The following is a 20179-nucleotide window of genomic DNA, read 5'->3' as shown; positions in this document are numbered from 1 at the left end:
TCGGCACCCCCCCCTTTTCCTCCGACCCTCTCCCTTCATCCTGCCGCACAACACCGTCTCTTCCCCCCTTCTCCCCTCCCCCCCCCCCCCCCCCCGCCGGGGGGGGGGGGGGGGGGGCGGACGTCCGCCGGTGGATCAGATCCCGAAGGGGGCCGGATAGGAGATCGTGCCCGCCGGCACCGGAACCGAATCGTCCAGCACCAGGGCCATCATCGCCTCGTCGGGCACCTCGAAGGGCGCCCTGATCCCGAACCGCGAAGCGGGCACGAAACCGAACCGCGGGTAGTACGAGGGATGCCCCAGCACCAGCACCAGCGCCTCCCCGCCCTCCCGCGCGGCCGCGAGCAGCGCCCGTACGACGGCACTGCCGGCGCCCGAGCGCTGGACGGCGGGATCGGCGGCCACGGGCGCGAGGGCCAGCGCGGGCACCCCGTCCACCGCGCAGCGGGTCAGCAGGGCGTGCGCCGCCACCGACCCGTCCGGGCCCTCGGCCACGTACGAGAGCCCCGGCAGCCAGGCGCCCGGGTCGGCGCGCAGCGCGTCCACGAGATCAGCCTCCAGCGGGGTCCCGAAGGCCGCCAGGTTGACGGCCCGTACGGCCGCCGCGTCGGCCGCGGTCTCCGGGCGGGCCCGCCAGCGGCCCTCCTCCCCGGCGGTCACCGGGGCCAGCACGTACCCGGTGTACCCGTACTCGTGCCCGTGCCGCTCCCGTACGGCGAGCTCCTCGCGTACGCGGCCCAGCGCGGCCTCCCCGGCCGGGGAGGCGGCCCGGGCCGCCCGGACCCGCTCGCCCAGCGGGCCGTCGTACTCGGCCCGGTCGGAGTCGGGCTGCGGCCGCGTACCCAGGACCCGATACCCGGCGGCCTGGGCGGCCGCGGTGTTGCGGGCGGTGGAGCGCAGCGGGTACCGCGGGTCCCAGAAGGACCGGGCGCCGGGCGAGGGCTCCTCGACGGTCCACTCGCACGCGCTGAGCACGAGCCGGCCGTCGGGAGCGAGGAGGCGCTTCCACTCGGCGAGCGCCCGGTCGAAGCCCGGGGACACCTCCCCGCGGAAGCCGGGGGAGAAGGCGGAACCCTCCGCCCACACGAGGTCGAAGGAGCCGTCCCCGAAGTCCTCGCGGGGGAGTGCGCCGATGTCCGCCGGCACGGCGCGGACCCGTCCGGCGAGCCCGCGTGCCGCGGCGGCCGCGCGCAGCTCGTCGAGGAAGGGCCCGTAGGGGCCGACGGCGGTCACCTCGGCGGCCCCCGCCCCGCCCGCCTCGGCGGCGAGCAGCAGGGCGTCGCGGCCCGGGCCGCACCCCAGGACGAGGACGCGGGGCCGCTCGGGCAGCGGTCCGCACAGGGAGAGCAGGTGCCGGGTGGAGGCGTCGGAGCCGGGGGAGTGCCGGGGCAGCCCGCGGTACAGCTCCATGAAGGCGGCGAAGGAAGGAGAAGCGGTGTGGTCGGTCAACGTGAACCCTTGGAGACGGGGGCTCCGGCCGACGGGGCCTTACCGGTGTGGGGTCAGACCCGGCCGGACACCCGGAAGGAATCGGGGACGTACCGGAGTTCGCCGCGCACGGCGGCGACCACTGCGACGGTCATCGACCCACCTCCCGCGGATCCGGCTCTCGTGCCGCTCCTCTGCTGCGCGCCCGGTGATCACGCGCGCGCCGCCGTCCACCCTAACACCCGCCTCCGAAGGGGCCCGATCGCTCCTGAAGAGCTGGTGAATGCGCCCTTCCATTCATCCGATAGCCTCTGCCGACAGCCCTGCCGACGTGCTGCCGCCGCCCCCACCCGGGGCGCCCGCCCGTCGGGAATGTCCGTCGCAAGGAGTGAGTTCGTCTGCCGACCGCCATCCTCACCGGCCCGCCGGTACCCGGATCACCGCTCGAGGACGAGCTCCGGTCGCTCGGGTTCGACGTCCGCCCGGCCACCGGTCCCGAAGACACCGCCGCCGTCCTCGCCGCAGTCCCGGCGCAGGAGCGGGTGGCGGTCGTCGACAGCGCCTTCGTCGGGCATCCGCACGCCCTGCGCCTCGCGCTGACCGACCCGCGCTTCGACGCCTGCGCGGTGACCGGCGCCTTCGCCGTCCGGGCGGGGGCCCGCGCGGCCCTCGACAAGGCCGCCGGCCTGGCGCCGGCGGGCACCGGCCCGTACGCGGACCGGCTCGCCGCGACCGTGGAGGCCGCCGGGACCGCCGTCCAGCGGCCCGAGCTCGGCAGCCTGGTCGCGGCCGTGCCCGACGGGGAGGCGGAGCGCGCGGAGGCCCTCGCGGCCGTCGCGGCCGTGGACGACGAGGCGGTGCGCCTGCGCACGGCCGTGAAGTCCCGCGACGGCTTCTTCACCACCTTCTTCATCAGCCCGTACTCGCGATACATCGCCCGCTGGTGCGCCCGCCGGGGCCTGACCCCGAACCAGGTCACCACCGCCTCCCTGATCACCGCGCTGATCGCGGCCGGCTGCGCCGCCACGGGAGAGCGCTGGGGCTACGTCGCCGCCGGCGTGCTGCTGCTCGTCTCCTTCGTCCTGGACTGCACCGACGGGCAGCTCGCCCGGTACTCGCTCCAGTACTCGACGATGGGCGCCTGGCTGGACGCGACCTTCGACCGCGCGAAGGAGTACTCCTTCTACGCGGGCCTCGCGCTCGGCGCGGCCAGGAACGGCGACGACGTCTGGGCCCTCGCGCTCGGCGCGATGATCCTCATGACCTGCCGGCACGTGGTGGACTTCTCCTTCAACGAGGCCAACCACGACGCCACCGCGGCCGGGAAGTCCGTCACGGGCAGTCCGACGGCCGCCCTCTCGGACCGGCTCGACAGCGTCGGCTGGACCGTCTGGGCCCGCAGGATGATCATCCTGCCGATCGGCGAGCGCTGGGCCATGATCGCGGTGCTGACCGCCGTGACCACCCCGCGGACCGTCTTCCACGCCCTGCTGATCGGCTGCGCCTTCGGCGCCCTCTACACCACCGCCGGCCGGGTGCTGCGCTCCGTGACCCGCAAGGCCACCCGTACCGACCGGGCCGCGCGGGCCCTCGCGGACCTGGCCGACTCGGGCGTGCTCGCGTGGACCGGCTCCCCCCGCCCCGGGAAGCGGCCGGGCAGCGCCGCGCTGTGGCCGGCGCTCGCCGGCTCGGTGCTGATGGCCGGCGGTGCCGTGACCCGCGGCTTCGGAGACCCCTGGCTGATCGCGACCGCCGTCGCGTACGTGTTCCTCGCCGGCGCGGCGGTGGCCGGCCCGCTCAAGGGCCCCCTCGACTGGCTGGTCCCGCCGCTCTTCCGGTTCGCCGAGTACGTGACGGTCCTGGCCCTGGCCGCCCGGGCGGACGCCCCCGGGGCGCTCCCGGCCGCATTCGGACTGGTCGCGGCGGTCGCCTACCATCACTACGACACGGTCTACCGGATCCGTGGCGGCTCGGGCGCTCCGCCGCACTGGCTGGTGCGGACGACCGGCGGCCACGAGGGCCGGGTCCTGCTGACCGTGGTCCTCGCCGCCGTCCTCGCCCGTGACGCGTTCCCCGTCGCGCTCACGGCCATGGCCGTGTTCGTGGCACTCGTGGTGCTCGTCGAGAGCATCCGCTTCTGGGTCTCCTCCGGGGCACCCGCCGTACATGACGAAGGAGAACCAGCATGATCGGCCTCGTCCTCGCTGCCGGTGCCGGACGCCGCCTGCGTCCCTACACCGACACCCTGCCCAAGGCCCTCGTGCCCGTCGGCCCGGAGGGCAAGGAGGACAGCCTCACCGTCCTCGACCTGACCCTGGGCAACTTCGCCGAGGTCGGCCTCACCGAGGTCGCCATCGTCGTCGGCTACCGCAAGGAAGCCGTCTACGAGCGCCGGGAGGCCCTGGAGGCCAAGTACGGCGTCAAGATCACGCTGATCGACAACGACAAGGCCGAGGAGTGGAACAACGCCTACTCCCTGTGGTGCGCGCGTGACGTCCTCAAGCAGGGCGTGATCCTCGCCAACGGCGACACCGTCCACCCCGTCTCCGTCGAGAAGACCCTGCTCGCCGCCCGCGGCAACGGCCAGAAGATCATCCTCGCCCTCGACACGGTCAAGAGCCTGGCCGAGGAGGAGATGAAGGTCGTCACCGCCGACGGACAGGGCGTGCGGAAGATCACCAAGCTGATGGACCCGGCCGACGCGACCGGTGAGTACATCGGCGTCACCCTCATCGAGCCCGAGGCCGCCGAGCAGCTCGCCGAGGCCCTGAAGACCACCTTCGAGCGCGACCCCGACCTCTACTACGAGGACGGGTACCAGCAGCTCGTCAACGACGGCTTCACCATCGACGTCGCCCCCATCGGGGACGTCAAGTGGGTGGAGATCGACAACCACGACGACCTCGCCAAGGGCCGGACGATCGCATGCCAGTACTGACGCGGCTGATCCCCTCGCCGGTCGTCGTCGACATCAGCCGCGGGGCGATGGACAAGCTGGACGGCATCCTCGCCGACCAGCGGATCTCCACGTCCGGCCGGCTCGCGATCGCGATCAGCGGGGGCTCCGGACAGGCGCTGCGCGCCCGCCTGGAGCCGGCCCTGCCGTACGCCGACTGGTACCCGGTCGTGGACGGCACCATCGACTCGGCGGTCAAGCTGGCCGACGACATAAAGGGCCGCCGCTACGACGCCGTCGTGGGGCTGGGCGGCGGGAAGATCATCGACGTGGCGAAGTACGCCGCGGCGCGGGTCGGCCTGCCCATGGTGGCCGTCGCCACCAACCTCTCCCACGACGGCATCTGCTCCCCGGTGTCCATCCTGGACAACGACAACGGCCGGGGCTCCTACGGCGTCCCCACGCCGATCGCCATGGTGATCGACCTCGACGTGATCCGCGAGGCCCCCACCCGCTTCATCCGCGCCGGCGTCGGCGACGCGATCTCCAACATCTCCGCCATCGCCGACTGGGAGCTCTCGCACCGCGTCACCGGCGAGTCCGTGGACGGCCTGGCCGCCGCCATGGCCCGTACCGCCGGCGAGTCGGTGCTGCGCCATCCCGGCGGATGCGGCGACGACGAGTTCCTCACCGTGCTCTCCGAGGCCCTCGTGCTCTCCGGCATCGCCATGTCCATCAGCGGGGACAGCCGCCCCTCCTCCGGGGCCTGCCACGAGATCAGCCACGCCTTCGACCTGCTCCACCCCGGGCGCTCCGCGCTCCACGGCGAGCAGGTCGGCATCGGCGCCGCCTTCGCCATGCACCTGCGCGGGGCCGCCGAGCAGTCCGGCCTGTTCACGGAGGTCCTGCGCCGCCACGGCCTGCCCGTGCTGCCCGAGGAGATCGGGTTCAGCGTGGACGAGTTCGTCGCGGCGGTCGAGTACGCCCCCCAGACCCGCCCGGGACGCTTCACCATCCTGGAGCACCTCAACCTGTCCGCAGCCGAGATCAGGGACGCTTACGCCGACTATGCCCAGACCATCCGTAGCTGAACTCCGGCCCGTCGTTCACCCGCCGGGCGTCAAGGACCGGCGCAGTGGCGAGCACTGGGGCGGTCGCCTGTACATGCGCGAGATCTCCCTGCGCATCACCCGCCTGCTGGTCACCACCAAGGTCACGCCCAACCAGCTGACCTACGTGATGACCCTCGCCGGTGTCCTCGCCGCCCCGGCCCTGCTGGTGCCGGGCGTGCTCGGCGCCGCCCTCGGCGTGGTCGCGGTCCAGCTGTACCTGCTGCTCGACTGCGTCGACGGCGAGGTCGCCCGCTGGAAGAAGCAGTACTCGCTCTCCGGTGTCTACCTGGACCGGGTCGGCGCCTACCTGTGCGACGCGGCCGTCCTCGTCGGTTTCGGCCTGCGCGCCGCCGACCTGTGGGGCAGCGGGCGGACCGACTGGCTCTGGGCCTTCCTCGGCACCCTCGCCGCCCTCGGCGCGATCCTGATCAAGGCCGAGACCGACCTGGTCGGCGTCGCCCGGCACCAGGCCGGCAAGCCCGTGGTCCAGGAGTCCGCCGCCGAGCCGCGCTCGTCCGGCATGGCGCTCGCCCGCCGGGCCGCCGCCGCGCTCAAGTTCCACCGGCTGATCCTCGGCATCGAGGCCTCGCTGCTGATCCTGGTGCTGGCCGTCGCCGACCAGGTCCGGGGCGACCTGTTCTTCTCCAGGCTCGGCGTCGCCGTACTGGCCGGCATCGCCCTGCTGCAGACCCTGCTGCACCTGGTGTCGGTCCTGGCCTCCAGCAGGCTCAAGTGACGGCCCCGATGCGGCTGGGCGCCGTGATCATCACCATGGGCAACCGCCCCGACGAGCTGAAGGCGCTCCTCGACTCGGTCGCCCGGCAGGAGGGCGACCCCGTCGAGGTGGTCGTCGTCGGCCAGGGCGTCGAGGTCACCGGGCTCCCGGAGGGCGTGCGGACCGTCTCCCTCCCCGAGAACCTGGGGATCCCCGGCGGCCGCAACGTCGGCATCGAGGCCTTCGGGCCCGGCGGCGGCGAGGTCGACGCCCTGCTCTTCCTCGACGACGACGGGCTGCTGGAGCGCACCGACACCGCCGAGCTGTGCCGGCAGGCCTTCGCCGAGGACCCGCGGCTGGGCATCGTCAGCTTCCGCATCGCCGACCCGGAGACCGGCACCACCCAGCGGCGCCACGTGCCCCGGCTGCGTGCCTCCGACCCGATGCGCTCCTCCCGGGTGACCACCTTCCTGGGCGGCGCCAACGCGGTCCGCACGAAGGTGTTCCAGCAGGTCGGTACGCTGCCCGGGGAGTTCTTCTACGCCCACGAGGAGACCGACCTCGCCTGGCGGGCGCTCGACGCCGGGTGGCTGATCGACTACCGGGCGGACATGGTGCTGCTGCACCCGGCGACCGCTCCCTCCCGGCACGCGGTGTACCACCGTATGGTGGCCCGTAACCGGGTGTGGCTCGCCCGTCGGAACCTGCCCGCCCCGCTGGTCCCGGTCTATCTGGGCGTCTGGCTCGCGCTGACGCTCGTACGCAGGCCCTCGGCGCCCGCGCTCAAGGCCTGGTTCGGCGGGTTCAAGGAGGGCTGGACCACACCCTGCGGCCCCCGGCGTCCGATGAGGTGGCGCACGGTCTGGCGGCTGACGCGGCTGGGCCGGCCGCCCGTGATCTGACAAGCTCGGGTCTGGGACCATGGGCCCCACCACGGGTCCGGCGCTCCAGCCCCCGATGCCCCTCCTGCCGCATCTTGAAGACGGAAAGTTTCAACTTGTGAGTGACACAACCCACGACGGCGCCCTCGCCACGAGCAAGCCGCCGTCCGACGACGCGGGGCTCAGTCCCGAGGAGCTCGCCAGGAAGTACGGCCTGTCCGTCAGCGGCGCGCGGCCCAGCCTGGGCGGATACGTGCGGCAGCTCTGGGGGCGGCGCCACTTCATCATGGCCTTCTCCCGGGCCAAGCTGGTGGCGCAGTACAGCCAGGCCAAGCTCGGCCAGCTCTGGCAGGTGGCGACCCCGCTGCTCAACGCGCTGGTCTACTACCTGATCTTCGGCCTCATCCTGAACGCGGGCCGCGGCATGGAGAAGGGGGTCTACATCCCCTTCCTGGTGGTGGGCATCTTCGTCTTCACCTTCACCCAGAACTCGCTGATGGCGGGCGTCCGGGCGATCCCCTCCAACCTCGGCCTGGTCCGGGCGCTGCACTTCCCGCGCGCCTCCCTGCCGATCTCCTTCTCGATGCAGCAGCTCCAGCAGCTCATGTACTCGATGATCGTGGTGCTCGTCGTCACCGTCGCCTTCGGGAACCACCCGCGGCTGTCGTGGCTGCTGGTGATCCCGGCGCTGGTGCTGCAGTTCGTCTTCAACACCGGGCTCGCGCTGGTCTTCGCGCGGATGGGGTCCAAGACCCCCGACCTCGCGCAGCTGATGCCCTTCCTCACCCGTACGTGGATGTACGCCTCCGGCGTGATGTTCTCGATCAACGAGATGCTGAAGGACAGGCCGGCCTGGATCGCGGACGTGCTCCAGTGGAACCCCGCCGCGATCTACATGGACCTGATCCGCTTCGCGCTGATCGACGGATACGGCCGGGAGAACCTCCCGCCGCACGTGTGGGCCTTCGCGGCCGGCTGGGCCGTGCTGATCGGCCTCGGCGGCTTCGTGTACTTCTGGAAGGCTGAGGAGCGTTACGGCCGTGGCTGACAACACCCAGGGGCGCGTCCCCACCGTCATCGCGGACGACGTCCACATCGTGTACCGCGTCAACACCGGCAGCTCCGGCAAGGGCAGTGCCACCGCCGCGCTGAGCAAGATCCTGCGCCGGGGCAAGGGCGACGCCCCGGGCGTCCGCCGGGTCCACGCCGTACGGGGCGTCTCCTTCACGGCGTACCGGGGCGAGGCCATCGGCCTCATCGGCTCCAACGGCTCCGGCAAGTCGACCCTGCTGCGCGCCATCGCGGGTCTGCTGCCCTGCGAGTCCGGCAGGGTCTACACCGACGGCCAGCCCTCGCTGCTGGGCGTGAACGCCGCGCTGATGAACGACCTCACCGGTGAGCGCAACGTGGTCCTCGGCGGTCTCGCGATGGGCATGAGCCGCGAGCAGATCAAGGAGCGCTACCAGGACATCGTCGACTTCTCGGGGATCAACGACAAGGGCGACTTCATCTCCCTGCCGATGCGCACCTACTCCTCCGGCATGGCCGCGCGGCTGCGCTTCTCCATCGCGGCGGCCAAGGACCACGACGTCCTGATGATCGACGAGGCGCTGGCCACCGGTGACCGCAGCTTCCAGGTGCGCTCGGAGAACCGCATCCGCGAACTGCGGGAGAAGGCCGGCACGGTCTTCCTGGTGAGCCACAACAACAAGTCCATCCGCGACACCTGCGACCGGGTGCTGTGGCTGGAGAAGGGCGAGCTCCTGATGGACGGGCCCACCGAGGAAGTGGTTTCGGCGTACGAGAAGGCCAGCGGCCACTGACCCGAGGGTCCACCGCCGCTCCGGACCGCAGGCCCCCGCCGCTCACCGCGGCGGGGGCCTCGCCGTGGTCCGGCGCGGCCGGCGGGTGCGGGAGAACGGCCGGCGCGACGGAGCGCCCGGAGACCGAGAACGCCGGAGCGTGAGATTCCGCGGCCCGGGCCGACATTCCGGGGCGCGGGGAACACCCGATAGGCCCGCGCGGCGTTGTACAGCGTAAGCTGGACCAGTTCTCAATCGCGCCAAGAGGGGACGATTCCCCGCAGCCGGCTCCGTGGGGATACCCCCGGGCAAGGCCCGGCGGCGTGTCCGAAATAGGATGACTTGGGTCGGCAGTGTAGAACGGGAGACGTGACGGCAATGGCTACGGGAATTCTCCGGCCCCCAGGCACAACGGCCGTCCCCGCCCCGGGCGGCGGGCGGTGACCCCCGGGCACGGCATCCGTCCCGCGCCGCCGGCCGGCGAAGGCACCCCCGACCTGCTCCACACCAGGGCCACCCTCGGCAAGGCCGCGGCGGAGAACTTCCCCGTCGCCCCCGCCTTCCTCCCGCGCGCCTGGCGCGAGGGCCTCATGGCGGTCTACGGGTACGCCCGCCTCGTCGACGACATCGGCGACGGCGACCTCGCCCCCGGCGGCCGCGACGCCGTCCTCCTCGGCCTCGACGCCGCCGCGGCCGACGACCGGCTCGCGATGCTCGACGCCTTCGAGGCCGACCTGCTGCGCGTCTTCGGCGGCACCGACGGCCCCCCGCGCCACCCCCTGCTGCTGGCGCTGCAGCCCGTCGTGCGCGACCACCGCCTCACCCCCGAACCCTTCCTCGGGCTCATCGAGGCCAACCGCCAGGACCAGCGGGTGGCCCGCTACGCGACGTACGGGGAACTCCTGGAGTACTGCGAGCTGTCGGCCAACCCCGTCGGCCGCCTCGTGCTCTCCCTCACCGGCACCAGCACCCCCGAGCGGATCCGCCGCTCCGACGCGGTCTGCACCGCCCTGCAGATCGCCGAGCACCTCCAGGACGTCACCGAGGACCTGGGCCGCGACCGGATCTACCTCCCCGCCGAGGACATGCGCCGCTTCCACGTGAGCGAGGCCGATCTGGGGGCCGCCTCCGCCGGGGCGTCCGTCCGCTCCCTGATCGCCTTCGAGGCCGAACGCACGCGCGAGCTCCTGAATGAAGGCACGCCGCTCGTGGGTAGCGTCCACGGCAGGCTACGGCTGTTGCTCGCGGGATTCGTGGGAGGGGGGCGCGCCGCCCTGCGAGCCATCTCCGCCGCCGGCTTCGACGTGCTGCCCGGCCCGCCCAAGCCCACCCGGAGCCTCCTGCTCCGCGAGGTGGCCGCCGTCATGCGTACAGCGCCGAGAAAGGGGTGAGCCCGAACGTGGAGGGCCCCACACACGCGTCAGCACCGTCCGCCCAGGTCCTCGCGGCCTACAGCTACTGCGAGGCCGTCACCGGCACCCAGGCGCGCAACTTCGCGTACGGCATCCGGCTGCTGCCCACCGACAAGCGGCAGGCGATGTCCGCGCTGTACGCCTTCTCCCGGCGCGTCGACGACATCGGCGACGGCACCCTGGCCCCCGGCGCCAAGCTGGCCCGGCTGGAGGAGACCCGCGCCCTCCTCGGACGGATCCGGGCCGAGGAGATCGACGAGGACGACACCGACCCGGTCGCCGTCGCCCTCGCCCACGCCGCGCGCCGCTTCCCGATCCCCCTCGGCGGCCTCGACGAACTCATCGACGGCGTCCTGATGGACGTCCGCGGCGAGGAGTACGAGACCTGGGACGACCTCAAGACCTACTGCCGCTGCGTGGCCGGGGCCATCGGGCGGCTCTCGCTCGGCGTGTTCGGCACGGTCGGCCCGGCGGACCGCGCCGACGAGTACGCCGACACCCTGGGCCTGGCCCTCCAGCTCACCAACATCCTGCGCGACGTCCGCGAGGACGCCGGCAACGGACGGACCTACCTGCCCGCCGAGGACCTCGCCAAGTTCGGCTGCTCCGAGGGGTTCCAGGACGGCCGCGCCCCCGCCGGCTCCGACTTCGCCGGGCTCGTGCACCACGAAGTCCGCCGCGCCCGCGCCCTGTTCGTCGAGGGCTACCGGCTGCTGCCGATGCTCGACCGGCGCAGCGGCGCCTGCGTGGCCGCCATGGCGGGGATCTACCGGCGCCTCCTGGACCGCATCGAGCGGGAACCGGAGGCGGTGCTGCGCGGACGCGTCTCGCTCCCGCCCCACGAGAAGGCGTACGTGGCCGTACGCGGCCTGTCCGGCCTCGACGCCCGCACCGTCTCGCGCCAGAGCACCCGGAGGCGGACCTGATGCCGCCCACGGACCTCCCGCGCCCGGCAGCCCGCGCGGACGACGGGGTCCGTGCCGCCGCCGCCGGACCGGCCGGCGACCGTCACCGTTCCGCCGTCGCGCTGTCCGCCGTCGCGCCGTCCGCCGCCCGCCGGAGCCGTGCGGCGCGGGCCGCGCGCCCGGGGAACACCGCCGCGGCCGTCGGCGCCGCCCGGGCAACCCGGCCGGGCCGGGACGCGTCCCTCACCGCGGGCGCCGGCGGCGGGCGCACCGCCCGCCGAGCGGCCGGGCCCGTCCGGACGGGCTCCGACCGGAGCGCCGCACCCATCGGCCCGGAGGGCCGGAGCACCACCCAGGAGGCGTCATGAGCGGCAGCGACCAGCACGCCGTCGTCATCGGCGGCGGGCTCGCCGGCGTCACGGCCGCGCTCGAACTCGCCGACTCGGGAATGCGGGTCACCCTGCTCGAAGGGCGCCCGCGGCTCGGCGGCCTCGCCTTCTCCTTCAAGCGCGGCGACCTGACCGTCGACAACGGCCAGCACGTCTACCTGCGCTGCTGCACCGCCTACCGGTGGTTCCTCGACCGCGTGGACGGCACGGACCTCGCCCCGCTCCAGGACCGGCTCGACGTGCCCGTCCTCGACGTGGCACACCCCCGCGGACCCCGGCTCGGACGGCTTCGCCGCAGCGCGCTGCCCGTGCCCCTGCACCTGGCCGCCTCACTGGCCACCTACCCGCACCTCTCGCTCGCCGAGCGGGCGGGCGTCGGCCGCGCCGCCCTCGCGCTGCGCCGCCTCGACCCCGCCGACCCCGCGCTCGACGGGCTCGACTTCGGCACCTGGCTCGCCCGGTACGGGCAGTCGCCGCGCACCGTCGACGCCCTGTGGGACCTCGTCGGCATCGCCACCCTCAACGCCACCGCCGGGCAGTCCTCGCTGGGCCTGGCCGCCATGGTCTTCAAGACCGGCCTGCTCTCCGAGAACGGCGCCGCCGACATCGGCTGGGCCCGCGTCCCGCTCGGCGACCTCCACGACACCCTCGCCCGCAAGGCCCTCGACGCCGCCGGCGTACGCACCGAGCTGCGCACCCGGGTCACCTCGGTCTCCCGTACCGAGGAGGGGGCCTGGCGGGTCGACACCGAGGGCGAGTCCCTCGACGCGGGCACCGTCGTACTCGCCGTCCCGCAGCGCGAGGCGCACGCCCTGCTGCCCGCCGGAGCGCTGGCCGACCCCGACAAGCTCCTCGACATCGGCACCGCCCCCATCCTCAACGTCCACGTCGTCTACGACCGCAAGGTGCTCAAGCAGCCCTTCTTCGCGGCGCTGGGCACCCCCGTCCAGTGGGTCTTCGACCGCACCGACGCCTCCGGACTCGCCGACGGCGGCCAGTACCTGGCCCTGTCCCAGTCGGTGGCCCAGGACGACATCGACGAGCCCGTATCGGCGCTGCGCACCAAGTACCTGCCCGAGCTGGAGCGGCTGCTGCCGGCCGCGCGGGGTGCGAAGGTACGGGACTTCTTCGTCACCCGCGAGCGGACCGCCACCTTCGCCCCCAGCCCCGGCGTCGGCCGGCTGCGCCCGGGCCCCCGCACCGACACGCCGGGGCTCTATCTCGCCGGTGCGTGGACCGCCACCGGCTGGCCCGCGACCATGGAGAGCGCCGTCCGCAGCGGCCTCGGCGCGGCCCACGCCGCGCTGGCCGCTCTCGGCCGCCCCCGCGAACACCCCCTGCAGGAGGCGGTATGAGCACCACTACCACCAGCACAGCACGTACAGGAACCAGAGGAGAGCCAGTGAACCCGGGGAACCCGGCTGTCGAGAACACGGATGCCGGCACGGGCGGAGCCGGCGGGGGAGTGGAGAAGTCCGACACCCTGGCCCTCCTCGAACGCGGCCGCACGCTGTCGACGCCCGTGCTCCGCGCGGCGGTGAGCCGGCTCGCGGCACCCATGGACACGGTCGCCGCCTACCACTTCGGCTGGATCGACGCCCAGGGCAACCCGGCGGACGGCGACAGCGGCAAGGCCGTGCGCCCCGCCCTCGCGCTGCTCTCCGCCGAGGCGGCGGGCGCCTCCGCCGAGGTCGGCGTCCCCGGCGCCGTCGCCGTGGAGCTCGTCCACAACTTCTCGCTGCTGCACGACGACCTGATGGACGGCGACGAACAGCGCCGCCACCGCGACACGGTGTGGAAGGTGCACGGGCCCGCCCTCGCCATCCTGGTCGGCGACGCCCTGTTCGCCCTCGCCAACGAGGTGCTGCTGGAGCTGGGCACCGTCGAGGCCGGCCGGGCGACCCGCCGCCTGACCACCGCCAGCCGCAAGCTCATCGACGGCCAGGCCCAGGACATCTCGTACGAGCACCGCGAGCGCGTCAGCGTTCGGGAATGCCTCGAGATGGAGGGGAACAAGACCGGAGCCCTGCTCGCGTGCTCGGTGTCGATCGGCGCCGTGCTCGGCGGCGCCGACGACCGCACGGCCGACAAGCTGGAGGAGTACGGCTACCACCTCGGCCTCGCCTTCCAGGCCGTCGACGACCTCCTCGGCATCTGGGGCGACCCGGAGTCCACGGGCAAGCAGACCTGGAGCGACCTGCGCCAGCGCAAGAAGTCCCTGCCCGTCGTCGCGGCCCTCGCCGCGGGCGGACCCGCCTGCGAGGAACTCGCGCGGCTGCTCGCGGCCGACGCCAAGAGCAACGACTTCGAGAACTTCTCCGAGGAGGAGTTCGCCCACCGCGCCGCCCTCATCGAGGCCGCCGGCGGCCGCCAGTGGACCGCCGACGAGGCGCGCCGCCAGCACACCATCGCCATTCGGGCCCTCGACGACGTGGACATGCCGCAGCGGGTGCGCGAGCAGCTCGTCGCCCTCGCCGACTTCGTCGTCGTGCGCAAGAGGTGATCTCCGCCGGAAAGTGGATATGAATCGCGAGTCGCCGGCCGGGGACCCCTCCTGAAGGGACCCCGGCCGACGGCAGACCCGGGCACAGCAGAAGCACTGTTCGAAGGGGAAGCCATGACAGCGACGACCGACGGCGGCGGTGCGATCACCGACGGCGCGGATCCGCGACACGACAGCACGGCGGTCCCGGCCGCCGTGGCCACGGCACCGTCCGGCGGCGGCACCGGCCTGCGGAAGGCCGTCCAGGACGCCGCCGACCGGGCCACCGCCGAGCTGCTGGCCCGCCAGGACCCGGCGGGCTGGTGGAAGGGCGACCTGGAGACCAACGTCACCATGGACGCCGAGGACCTGCTGCTGCGCCAGTTCCTCGGCATCCGGGACGAAGCCGTCACCCACGCCGCCGCCCTGTTCATCCGGGGCGAGCAGCGCGACGACGGGACCTGGGCCACCTTCCACGGCGGACCGCCCGAACTCTCCGCCACCATCGAGGCGTACGTCGCCCTGCGCCTGGCCGGGGACCCGCCCGACGCCCCGCACATGGCCCGCGCCTCGGCCTGGATCCGGGCCCACGGGGGGATCGCCGCCGCGCGGGTCTTCACCCGCATCTGGCTGGCCCTGTTCGGCTGGTGGAGCTGGGACCACCTGCCGGAGCTGCCGCCCGAGCTGGTGTTCCTGCCGCCCTGGGTGCCGCTGAACATCTACGACTTCGGCTGCTGGGCCCGCCAGACCATCGTCCCGCTCACCGTGGTCTCGGCGCTGCGCCCCGTCCGCCCCGCCCCCTTCGCGCTCGACGAGCTGCACACCGACGCGCGCAACCCCGTCCCGGCCAAACCCCTCGCTCCGCTGGCCAGTTGGGACGGAGCCTTCCAGCGGATGGACAAGGCCCTGCACCTCTACCGGCGGCTCGCCCCGCGCCGGCTGCGCAAGGCGGCCATGGACTCCGCCGCCCGCTGGATCATCGAACGCCAGGAGAACGACGGCTGCTGGGGCGGGATCCAGCCCCCCGCCGTGTACTCGGTGATCGCCCTGCACCTGCTCGGCTACGACCTGGAGCACCCGGTGATGCGCGCCGGACTGGAATCCCTCGACCGCTTCTCGGTGTGGCGCGAGGACGGCGCCCGGATGGTCGAAGCCTGCCAGTCCCCGGTCTGGGACACCTGCCTCGCGGCCATCGCCCTGGCCGACGCGGGCCTCCCCGCCGACCACCCGGCCCTGGTGAAGGCCGCCGACTGGATGCTGGGCGAGGAGATCCGCCGCCCCGGGGACTGGGCCGTGCGCCGGCCCGGACTCGAGCCCGGCGGCTGGGCCTTCGAGTTCCACAACGACAACTACCCCGACATCGACGACACGGCCGAAGTGGTCCTGGCGCTGCGCCGCATCAGCCCCGGCCACCCCGAACCGGCCAGGGTCGAGGCCGCCATCGCCCGCGGGGTGTCCTGGAACCTGGGGATGCAGTCGAGGAACGGCGCCTGGGGCGCCTTCGACGCCGACAACACCAGCCCCTTCCCCAACCGGCTGCCCTTCTGCGACTTCGGCGAGGTGATCGACCCGCCCTCGGCCGACGTCACCGCCCACGTGGTGGAGATGCTCGCCGCCGAGGGCAGGGCCGCCGACCCGCGCGCCCGGCGGGGCATCGCCTGGCTGCTCGCCGAACAGGAGGCGGACGGCTCCTGGTTCGGCCGCTGGGGCACCAACTACGTGTACGGGACCGGCTCGGTGGTCCCGGCCCTCACCGCCGCCGGCATCGCGCCCTCGCACCCCGCCGTCCGGCGGGCCGTGCGCTGGCTGGAATCCGTACAGAACGAGGACGGCGGCTGGGGCGAGGACCAGCGCTCCTACCAGGACCGCTCCTGGGCCGGGAAGGGCGCCTCGACCGCCTCGCAGACCGCCTGGGCGCTGATGGCCCTGCTGTCGGCCGGCGAACGCGAGGGCCGTGCCGTCCGGCGGGGCCTGGCGTACCTGGTGGAGACCCAGCGCCCCGACGGGACCTGGGACGAGCCGCACTTCACCGGGACCGGCTTCCCCTGGGACTTCTCCATCAACTACCACCTCTACCGGCAGGTGTTCCCCCTCACCGCCCTCGGCCGGTACCTCCACGGCGAGCCGTTCGCCCCGGACCGGAGGCCCGTCCCGTCCGCCGGGGGGGTCTGATGCCCGCCCGAGCGGACCCGCCGCCGCTGCTGGTCGCCTGCGCGCTGCGCATCGAGCAGGCGGCCCTGCGCAGCGCGGGCCGCGCCGGTCCCGGGGCCGGCGCCCTGCTGCGTACCGGCATGGGCCCCCGCGCGGCCGAGCGGGCCGTCGCCCGGGCCCTGGAACGGCCGGGGATGCGCCGGGCGGCGGTCCTCGCCACCGGTTTCTGCGCCGGACTGGTACCCGGCATGCACCCCGGCGACCTGGTCGTCGCCGAGGAGACCCGGGACCCCCGCGGGGTGATCACCTGCACCGGCACCGCCCTGCTCGCCGAGGCACTGGCCCGCGCCGCTCCGGGCCGGACCGTGCACACCGGCGCACTGACCGGATCCGACCACGTCGTCCGCGGCCAGGAGCGCGCGCAGCTGCGCGCCACCGGCGCCGTCGCGGTCGACATGGAGTCCGCGGCCACGCTGTGGACCGCCGCGGCACCGGGCCGTCCCGTTGCGGCCGTCCGGGTGGTCGTGGACGCTCCGGAGCACGAGCTCGTCCGCATCGGCACGGTCAGGGGTGGAATATCTGCCTTCCGTGTCCTGCGTGCCGTACTGCCCGCGTTCTATGAATGGCACCGTTCGTTGCTGCTTCCCAGGAGGTGAATCCAGATGGCCATGCCTTTGCGACAGTCCATCAGGGTCGGGACCTATCTTCTCGAACAGAAGCTCCGCAAGCGCGAGAAGTTCCCATTGATCGTCGAGCTGGAGCCGCTCTACGCCTGCAACCTCGCCTGCGAGGGCTGCGGGAAGATCCAGCACCCGGCCGGGGTGCTCAAGCAGCGCATGCCCGTCGCCCAGGCGGTCGGCGCCGTCCTGGAATCCGGCGCGCCCATGGTCTCCATCGCGGGCGGCGAGCCCCTGATGCACCCGCAGATCCACGAGATCGTGCGCCAGCTGGTGGCACGGCGGAAATACGTGTTCCTCTGCACCAATGCCGTCCTGCTCCGGAAGAAGATCGAGAAGTTCACCCCGTCCCCCTACTTCGCCTTCGCCGTCCACATCGACGGCCTGCGCGAACGCCACGACGAATCCGTGGCCAAGGAGGGCGTCTTCGACGAGGCGGTCGCAGCCATCAAGGAGGCGAAGCGCCGCGGATTCCGCGTGACGACCAACTCCACCTTCTTCAACACCGACACCCCGCAGACGATCATCGAGGTCCTGAACTTCCTCAATGACGACCTCCAGGTCGACGAGATGATGATCTCGCCCGCCTACGCCTACGAAAAGGCACCCGACCAGGAGCACTTCCTGGGCGTCGAACAGACCCGGGAACTCTTCAGGAAGGCCTTCGCCGGCGGCAACCGGCGCCGCTGGCGGCTCAACCACTCCCCGCTCTTCCTCGACTTCCTCGAGGGCAAGGCCGATTTCCCCTGCACCGCCTGGGCCATTCCCAATTACTCGCTCTTCGGCTGGCAGCGCCCCTGCTACCTGATGAGCGACGGCTACGTGCCCACGTACCGGGAGCTGATCGAGGACACCGACTGGAGCAAGTACGGCCGGGGCAAGGACCCCCGCTGCGCGAACTGCATGGCGCACTGCGGCTACGAGCCCACCGCCGTCCTCGCCACCATGGGATCCCTGAAGGAGTCCCTGCGCGCCGCCCGCGAGACGGTGGGCGGCAACAGGGAACCGTCGGCATGACCCCCGGACGCGACGGGCGCCGGGGCTTCGACCTCGCCGCGCTGCTGGCCGAGCGCGGCGGGGAGCGCTACGAGCTGCACGCCCGCCACCTCAACCACCAGCTGCCCCGCATGCTGCACACCATCGGCTTCGACAAGGTCTACGAGCGGGCCGAGGGAGCCCACTTCTGGGACGCCGAGGGCAACGACTACCTCGACATGCTGGCCGGGTTCGGGGTGATGGGCCTCGGCCGTCACCACCCGGTGGTACGCCAGGCCCTGCACGACGTCCTGGACGCCCGGCTCGCCGACCTGACCCGCTTCGACTGCCAGCCGCTGCCCGGGCTGCTGGCCGAGAAGCTGCTGTCGTACAGCCCGCACCTCGACCGGGTCTTCTTCGGCAACAGCGGCACGGAGGCGGTGGAGACCGCCCTGAAGTTCGCCCGGTACGCCACCGGACGGCCCAGGGTCCTCTACTGCGACCACGCCTTCCACGGGCTGACCACGGGCTCGCTGTCCGTCAACGGCGAAGGGGGCTTCCGAGAAGGATTCGCCCCGCTGCTGCCGGACACGAAGATCGCGCTCGGGGACCTCGCGGCGCTCGAACGGGAACTCGCGCGCGGGGACGTGGCCGCCTTCGTGGTGGAACCGGTCCAGGGCAAGGGAGTGCACGCGGCCCCGCCCGGGTTCCTGCTCGCCGCGCAGGAACTGCTGCACCGGCACAAGGCGCTCCTCATCGCCGACGAGGTGCAGACCGGCCTCGGACGGACCGGGGACTTCTACGCGTACCAGCACGAGCCCGGGGTGGAACCGGACCTGGTGTGCGTGGCCAAGGCCCTCTCCGGTGGCTACGTGCCCGTCGGCGCGACCCTGGGCAAGGACTGGATCTTCCAGAAGGTGTACTCGTCCATGGACCGGGTGCTGGTGCACTCGGCCAGTTTCGGCTCCAACGCCCAGGCCATGGCGGCCGGGCTGGCGGTGCTGTCGGTCATGGAGGACGAGGAGCTGGTGGCCAACGCCCGGGCCATGGGCGACCTGCTGCGCGGACGCCTCGCGGCGCTCGTGGACCGGTACGAGCTGCTGCACGAGGTGCGCGGACGCGGGCTGATGATCGGCATCGAGTTCGGCAGGCCCTCCTCCCTGGGCCTGCGCAGCCGCTGGGCGGTGCTCCAGGCGGCCCGCAAGGGGCTGTTCGCCCAGATGGTCGTGGTGCCGCTGCTGCGCAGGCACCGGATCCTCACCCAGGTCTCCGGGGACCACCTGGAGGTCATCAAGCTCATCCCGCCGCTCATCGTGGACGAGGCGGACGTGGAGCGGTTCGTCGGTGCCTTCCAGGAGGTCATGGACGAGGCGCACGGCGGGGGCGGGCTCATGTGGGACTTCGGCAGGACCCTGATGAAGCAGGCGGTCGGCAACCGCTGAGGCGCCGGCCGGAGGGGGTCCGTCCGCGCCCCCTCCGGCCGCCTTCCGCCCCCTCCGGCTGCCCGTCCGGCTCCTGCGCTCAGTCCAGGAGCCGGTCCCGCAGCCGCTCCAGGGTCTCGGGGGCGAGCGCCAGCCCCTCGGCGAGGTAGCGGTCGACGCCGCCCCACCGTTCGTCGATGGCCGTGAAGGCCTCCAGCAGGTACTCCGCGCGGGCGTCGAACAGGGGCGCCAGCAGTTCCATCACCTCGGGGGAGCGGGCCTCGGGCGCGTCGCCGCCCCGGCGCACCCGGTAGCGGTTGTGCGGGGCACTGGACTCCAGGTAGTCCGCCACGATCGCCTCGCGCTCCACGCCCAGGGCGAGCAGGGTCACCGCGACCGACAGCCCCGCCCGGTCCTTGCCGGCGGCGCAGTGCATGAGCGCCGGCACGCTGTCCAGCGCGAGCGCGTGCACGACGCGGCTCTGTTCGGCGGTGCGCGTGTGGATGATCGTGCGGTACGAGTCCCTCATGCGGGCGGCCGCTCTGCCCTCGCCCAGGAGTCCGCGGAGCTGGTCGAGCTCGCCGTCGCGGACCATCTTCCAGAACTCGCGGCCGTCGGCGGGGTCCGTCAGCGGAATGTTCACGTTGCGCACACCGGGCAGTTCGACGTCCGGGCCCTCCAGGGCATGGTCGGCTGCGTTGCGGAAGTCGAAGACGGTGTGCAGTCCCAGCGATCCGAGGAACTCTGCATCGGTTTCGGTGGCATGCGCCAGATGTCCGCTTCGAAACAGTCGTCCCGGCCTGACCCTCCGTCCGTCGGTGGTCGGCAACCCGCCCACATCACGGAAGTTGCGCACTCCGGACAGCTCCGCACCGGGCTGGTGTCCGGCCGGAAGGGGCTGGGGTATCTGCTGAGTCACGTGTATTCCTCCGT

Annotated in this window: 18 protein-coding genes; 16 read left to right on the top strand and 2 right to left on the bottom strand. The window is 73.0% G+C overall.

The window, feature by feature from the left end:
• Positions 1 to 135 precede the first annotated feature (135 nt).
• Positions 136 to 1449: a methyltransferase domain-containing protein gene (locus tag ACZ4WZ_RS08335; protein WP_467886757.1), complete on the bottom strand. Its 1314-nt coding sequence runs from the start codon at positions 1447 to 1449 to the stop codon at positions 136 to 138.
• Positions 1450 to 1826: 377 nt separating this feature from the next.
• On the opposite strand from ACZ4WZ_RS08335, the gene ACZ4WZ_RS08330 reads away from it, so the two are divergent.
• The 16 genes from ACZ4WZ_RS08330 (at position 1827) to ACZ4WZ_RS08255 (ending at position 19267) form a co-directional block, all read left to right on the top strand.
• On the top strand, positions 1827 to 3617 hold the full coding sequence (locus ACZ4WZ_RS08330; RefSeq protein ID WP_467887373.1) for a DUF5941 domain-containing protein: 1791 nt from the start codon (positions 1827 to 1829) through the stop codon (positions 3615 to 3617).
• Positions 3614 to 4366 carry a phosphocholine cytidylyltransferase family protein gene (locus ACZ4WZ_RS08325; protein ID WP_467886755.1) on the top strand — a complete coding sequence of 251 codons (753 nt, stop codon included), beginning with the start codon at positions 3614 to 3616 and terminating at the stop codon, positions 4364 to 4366. The genes ACZ4WZ_RS08330 and ACZ4WZ_RS08325 overlap by 4 nt, the downstream gene beginning before the upstream one ends.
• Positions 4354 to 5415 (top strand): iron-containing alcohol dehydrogenase family protein, encoded by a 1062-nt coding sequence (locus tag ACZ4WZ_RS08320; RefSeq protein WP_467886753.1) that lies wholly within the window; start codon positions 4354 to 4356, stop codon positions 5413 to 5415. The genes ACZ4WZ_RS08325 and ACZ4WZ_RS08320 overlap by 13 nt, the downstream gene beginning before the upstream one ends.
• Complete coding sequence (locus tag ACZ4WZ_RS08315) at positions 5393 to 6172, top strand: CDP-alcohol phosphatidyltransferase family protein (RefSeq protein ID WP_388930978.1); 780 nt, start codon at positions 5393 to 5395, stop codon at positions 6170 to 6172. The genes ACZ4WZ_RS08320 and ACZ4WZ_RS08315 overlap by 23 nt, the downstream gene beginning before the upstream one ends.
• A gap of 8 nt (positions 6173 to 6180) precedes the next feature.
• Complete coding sequence (locus ACZ4WZ_RS08310; RefSeq protein WP_467887370.1) at positions 6181 to 7053, top strand: glycosyltransferase family 2 protein; 873 nt, start codon at positions 6181 to 6183, stop codon at positions 7051 to 7053.
• A 97-nt stretch (positions 7054 to 7150) separates the two neighbouring features.
• Complete coding sequence (locus tag ACZ4WZ_RS08305; protein WP_467886749.1) at positions 7151 to 8080, top strand: ABC transporter permease; 930 nt, start codon at positions 7151 to 7153, stop codon at positions 8078 to 8080.
• Positions 8073 to 8855 (top strand): ABC transporter ATP-binding protein, encoded by a 783-nt coding sequence (locus tag ACZ4WZ_RS08300; RefSeq protein WP_467886747.1) that lies wholly within the window; start codon positions 8073 to 8075, stop codon positions 8853 to 8855. The genes ACZ4WZ_RS08305 and ACZ4WZ_RS08300 overlap by 8 nt, the downstream gene beginning before the upstream one ends.
• A gap of 476 nt (positions 8856 to 9331) precedes the next feature.
• Positions 9332 to 10225, top strand: coding sequence for a squalene synthase HpnC (gene hpnC / locus ACZ4WZ_RS08295; protein WP_467887368.1), 894 nt, complete (start codon positions 9332 to 9334; stop codon positions 10223 to 10225).
• Positions 10222 to 11172: a presqualene diphosphate synthase HpnD gene (gene hpnD / locus ACZ4WZ_RS08290; RefSeq protein WP_467886744.1), complete on the top strand. Its 951-nt coding sequence runs from the start codon at positions 10222 to 10224 to the stop codon at positions 11170 to 11172. The genes hpnC and hpnD overlap by 4 nt, the downstream gene beginning before the upstream one ends.
• On the top strand, positions 11172 to 11519 hold the full coding sequence (locus tag ACZ4WZ_RS08285; RefSeq protein WP_467886741.1) for a hypothetical protein: 348 nt from the start codon (positions 11172 to 11174) through the stop codon (positions 11517 to 11519). Before hpnD ends, ACZ4WZ_RS08285 begins: the two co-directional genes overlap by 1 nt.
• On the top strand, positions 11516 to 12895 hold the full coding sequence (gene hpnE, locus ACZ4WZ_RS08280; RefSeq protein ID WP_467886738.1) for a hydroxysqualene dehydroxylase HpnE: 1380 nt from the start codon (positions 11516 to 11518) through the stop codon (positions 12893 to 12895). Before ACZ4WZ_RS08285 ends, hpnE begins: the two co-directional genes overlap by 4 nt.
• A complete protein-coding gene (locus ACZ4WZ_RS08275; protein WP_467886735.1) occupies positions 12892 to 14043 on the top strand; it encodes a polyprenyl synthetase family protein in 1152 nt (383 codons plus the stop codon). Before hpnE ends, ACZ4WZ_RS08275 begins: the two co-directional genes overlap by 4 nt.
• A gap of 114 nt (positions 14044 to 14157) precedes the next feature.
• The gene (gene shc, locus ACZ4WZ_RS08270) at positions 14158 to 16194 is read left to right on the top strand and encodes a squalene--hopene cyclase (RefSeq protein ID WP_467886733.1); all 2037 of its coding nucleotides are present in this window, start codon (positions 14158 to 14160) and stop codon (positions 16192 to 16194) included.
• Positions 16194 to 16829, top strand: a complete 636-nt coding sequence (locus tag ACZ4WZ_RS08265; RefSeq protein ID WP_467886730.1) for a phosphorylase family protein — start codon at positions 16194 to 16196, stop codon at positions 16827 to 16829. Before shc ends, ACZ4WZ_RS08265 begins: the two co-directional genes overlap by 1 nt.
• A gap of 6 nt (positions 16830 to 16835) precedes the next feature.
• Positions 16836 to 17867 (top strand): adenosyl-hopene transferase HpnH, encoded by a 1032-nt coding sequence (hpnH, locus tag ACZ4WZ_RS08260; protein WP_388931001.1) that lies wholly within the window; start codon positions 16836 to 16838, stop codon positions 17865 to 17867.
• The gene (locus ACZ4WZ_RS08255) at positions 17864 to 19267 is read left to right on the top strand and encodes an aspartate aminotransferase family protein (RefSeq protein WP_467886726.1); all 1404 of its coding nucleotides are present in this window, start codon (positions 17864 to 17866) and stop codon (positions 19265 to 19267) included. Before hpnH ends, ACZ4WZ_RS08255 begins: the two co-directional genes overlap by 4 nt.
• Before the next feature lie 79 nt (positions 19268 to 19346).
• Here ACZ4WZ_RS08255 and ACZ4WZ_RS08250 read toward each other — a convergent pair whose 3' ends face one another.
• The gene (locus ACZ4WZ_RS08250; protein ID WP_467886724.1) at positions 19347 to 20165 is read right to left on the bottom strand and encodes a tyrosine-protein phosphatase; all 819 of its coding nucleotides are present in this window, start codon (positions 20163 to 20165) and stop codon (positions 19347 to 19349) included.
• Between the last annotated feature and the right edge of the window lie 14 nt (positions 20166 to 20179).

It is taken from the genome of Streptomyces sp. NPDC029122 (assembly GCF_055569445.1).
Note: the sequence above shows the minus strand (reverse complement) of the source record. Positions and strands in the feature narration are given on the sequence as shown.

What these genes read in the sequence shown, in the direction of transcription:
- ACZ4WZ_RS08325 (WP_467886755.1), top strand. Translation starts at nt 3,614, where the DNA reads ATGATCGGCCTCGTCCTCGCTGCCGGTGCCGGACGCCGCCTGCGTCCC.
- ACZ4WZ_RS08320 (WP_467886753.1), top strand. Translation starts at nt 4,354, where the DNA reads ATGCCAGTACTGACGCGGCTGATCCCCTCGCCGGTCGTCGTCGACATC.
- ACZ4WZ_RS08315 (WP_388930978.1), top strand. Translation starts at nt 5,393, where the DNA reads ATGCCCAGACCATCCGTAGCTGAACTCCGGCCCGTCGTTCACCCGCCG.
- ACZ4WZ_RS08310 (WP_467887370.1), top strand. Translation starts at nt 6,181, where the DNA reads ATGCGGCTGGGCGCCGTGATCATCACCATGGGCAACCGCCCCGACGAG.
- ACZ4WZ_RS08285 (WP_467886741.1), top strand. Translation starts at nt 11,172, where the DNA reads ATGCCGCCCACGGACCTCCCGCGCCCGGCAGCCCGCGCGGACGACGGG.
- hpnE (WP_467886738.1), top strand. Translation starts at nt 11,516, where the DNA reads ATGAGCGGCAGCGACCAGCACGCCGTCGTCATCGGCGGCGGGCTCGCC.
- ACZ4WZ_RS08275 (WP_467886735.1), top strand. Translation starts at nt 12,892, where the DNA reads ATGAGCACCACTACCACCAGCACAGCACGTACAGGAACCAGAGGAGAG.
- shc (WP_467886733.1), top strand. Translation starts at nt 14,158, where the DNA reads ATGACAGCGACGACCGACGGCGGCGGTGCGATCACCGACGGCGCGGAT.
- ACZ4WZ_RS08265 (WP_467886730.1), top strand. Translation starts at nt 16,194, where the DNA reads ATGCCCGCCCGAGCGGACCCGCCGCCGCTGCTGGTCGCCTGCGCGCTG.
- hpnH (WP_388931001.1), top strand. Translation starts at nt 16,836, where the DNA reads ATGGCCATGCCTTTGCGACAGTCCATCAGGGTCGGGACCTATCTTCTC.
- ACZ4WZ_RS08255 (WP_467886726.1), top strand. Translation starts at nt 17,864, where the DNA reads ATGACCCCCGGACGCGACGGGCGCCGGGGCTTCGACCTCGCCGCGCTG.